The organism is Fluviicola sp., from assembly GCF_030151805.1.
Taxonomy (GTDB): Bacteria; Bacteroidota; Bacteroidia; order Flavobacteriales_D; family Crocinitomicaceae; genus Fluviicola.
In genome coordinates this window covers 1-2,652 of record NZ_JASLCN010000383.1, presented here as the reverse complement: position 1 = coordinate 2,652, position 2,652 = coordinate 1, and the positions used below count along the sequence as shown (strand labels likewise).

Below are 2,652 nucleotides of genomic sequence, written 5' to 3'. Positions count from 1 at the left end.
CTTTGCGCTCTTCGCTACTTTGCGTTTAATCTGAATTTTGATTAAACAAACGCCAAGATGCAAAGGCCGCAAAGAATCTTTAGATTCTCATATAAGTTTAAAGCACTAATACTAAAAGATCTACAACATAAAATCTATGAACGACCGAATCATTGAACAACTGAAATTCTGCAAGGACAAAAATAAACGGATTTCTTTCTTAGTTGGAGCGGGCTTATCTGCCGAAAGCGGAATTCCCACTTTCAGAGGAAAAGACGGTTATTGGGTTTCCGGTTCAAAAAACTATAAGGCAGAAGAAATCGGGACATACCGCATGTTTCAGGTAGCTTCACAGGAAGTTTGGAAGTGGTTTCTATACCGGAAATCCATTACGGAAGCTGCGAAACCCAATCAAAGTCATTACATGCTCAAAGAAATGGAGGAACTTCTGACGGATCAGTTTGCATTGATTTCTCAGAATGTCGACAGTCTTCACCGCAAAGCCGGAAGTTCGGAAGACAGAACTTTCCTGATTCACGGAGATTTTGATTTTGTCAGATGTGGTGATGAATGCTCCAATGCATTGTATCCATTTCCAAAAGAGATTCCCCTGGAAAACAGGAATAAAGATCTTATCACGGATGCTGAATGGGCTGCATTGCGCTGTCCGCGATGTGGGGAAGATTTGCGTCCGCATGTATTGTGGTTCGACGAGTATTATGATGAAAAGTATTACAAAAGAGACAGCGTTCTCCGGATTTCTAAAGAAACCGGAATCTTGTTTATTTTAGGAACTTCAGGTGCTACTAATCTGCCACGAACGATTACGGAAAATGTGCTTTCTAAAAATGGAATGGTCGTTGAAGTGAATATTGAAGACAGTTATTTCAGTAAATTGCTTGAAGGCAAAAAGAATGGAATCAGCATCCGGCAGGAAACTTCTCCTTTTCTGACTGAATTAAAGAATGACCTGGAAAAGTGGTGGTAAGAAGAAATGATCAAATAATTCTACTCAAACCGAATTAATCTTACATTTAAGTTCATGAACTATCTCGGGCATATCTATTTTTCAAACAATGATCCGCAATTGGCAGTGGCCAATTTGTTCGGTGATTTTGTCAAAGGCAAAAAATACCTGGAATACCCGGAATACATTCAGCAAGGTGTTTTGCTTCACCGGAAAATTGATCATTTCATCGATCATCATTACGAAGTACTCCATCTCATCCATCAAATCAGAGCTTCCCTTCCAAAAGTTGCTCCGATTGCCATTGATATTTATTTCGACCACTTGCTGGCAAAAAACTGGGAGCAATATCATTCTACGAAACTTCCGGATTTTTTGGCTGATTTCTATTCAAAAATAGATTTAAGCAAGGAGCCTTATCCATCAGATTTTAAACACTTTATCAATCTGTTGATTGAACGCAACTGGATCAGTTATTATCCGACAGAAGAAGGATTATTCCGTATGTGTCAGGGAGTTAGCAACAAACTATCTTTTGAGAACGCGTTAAAGAACGGCCACACGGTGTTTTACACGTTTCAGAACGAAATTACTAGTTGCTTTCATGAATATATGCGCGATGCAAATGAATATTTAAAGGGAAAGGTTTAGTCTTTTTTGTCGTTATTTGTTCGTAAGTTTGAATATGATGCAACAAGCCAACACTGGAATTCTTCGTTTGTTTTTTCTCGCAGCCACCATCGTTTTGGCAGCCTGTTCTTCCGAAAAAATAGATTTAAGAAAGAAACCGCTGAATGCTCATGACTTCGATCTTCCGGGAATCTACAAACGTGGCAGCCTGGTTGTTCTGGCAGAAAACAGCTCCACTTCCTTCTTTATTTACAAAGGCAAAAAAATGGGATTCGAATATGAAATCCTGAAAGAATTTGCAGAAGATCTGGGCGTTGCGCTCGAAGTCAAGATCGTCAACAACCTGGATGAAATCAACGACATTTTGAACCGCGGGGAAGGCGATATTGTGGCTTGTAATTACACCGTTACCCGCGAACGCCGCTCCGAAATCAACTTTTCCATTCCGTTTTTGCAAACCAACCAGGTTCTCGTTCAACGAAAATCTACTCCTGAAACCAAGGATCAGAAAGTTACTTTTATCAGCGATCCGATTCAGCTTGCGAATAAAAAAGTCGTTGTTTGGGAAAAATCCAGTTATTATACACGCTTACTTCATTTAGAGGACGAAATCGGAGATACGATTATGATTCGCCCTACTCAGGCTCAGGAAGGCGTTGAAGAATTAATCGAACAAGTATCTGACGGAGTCATTGATTATACCGTTTCAGAACGAAATGTAGCGGAAATCAACGAGCGTTTTTACGATAATCTGGATGTAAGTCTTCCGATTTCTTTCAAACAGAACATTGCCTTCGGACTCAACAAAAAATCACCGATTCTTCAGAAAAGATTGAATATCTGGCTGGCGAAGTTCATCAAACGTGAATCATTTTCATACATCAAGCGCAAATACTTCGAACAAATCAGAAGCTCTATCGGCGGCGAAATCAACTTCAAATCGCGTAGAGGAACCATTTCTCCGTTTGATGCCATTCTGAAAGCAGAAGGCACTAAGTACAACATCGACTGGCGTTTGGTAGCTGCTTTGATCTTCCACGAAAGTAAATTCAATCCGAATGCGAGAGCCTTTGGAG

At 40.1% G+C, this 2,652-nt stretch carries 3 protein-coding genes; all 3 read left to right on the top strand.

Translation table 11 applies throughout. The features are described 5' to 3' along the window. Window positions 1–136: 136 nt before the first annotated feature. Window positions 137–967, top strand: coding sequence for an NAD-dependent deacetylase (locus tag Q1V93_RS14490; RefSeq protein WP_300665647.1), 831 nt, complete (start codon window positions 137–139; stop codon window positions 965–967). A gap of 54 nt (window positions 968–1,021) precedes the next feature. Next, window positions 1,022–1,597: an ACP phosphodiesterase gene (locus Q1V93_RS14485; RefSeq protein ID WP_300665646.1), complete on the top strand. Its 576-nt coding sequence runs from the start codon at window positions 1,022–1,024 to the stop codon at window positions 1,595–1,597. Window positions 1,598–1,631: 34 nt separating this feature from the next. After that, the coding region (locus tag Q1V93_RS14480) for a lytic transglycosylase F (protein ID WP_300665644.1) at window positions 1,632–2,652 on the top strand (1,021 nt) is incomplete at its 3' end.

Bases quoted from the DNA above. Each gene is read 5' to 3' on its own strand.
- Q1V93_RS14490 (WP_300665647.1), top strand. From the start codon at position 137: ATGAACGACCGAATCATTGAACAACTGAAATTCTGCAAGGACAAAAAT.
- Q1V93_RS14485 (WP_300665646.1), top strand. From the start codon at position 1,022: ATGAACTATCTCGGGCATATCTATTTTTCAAACAATGATCCGCAATTG.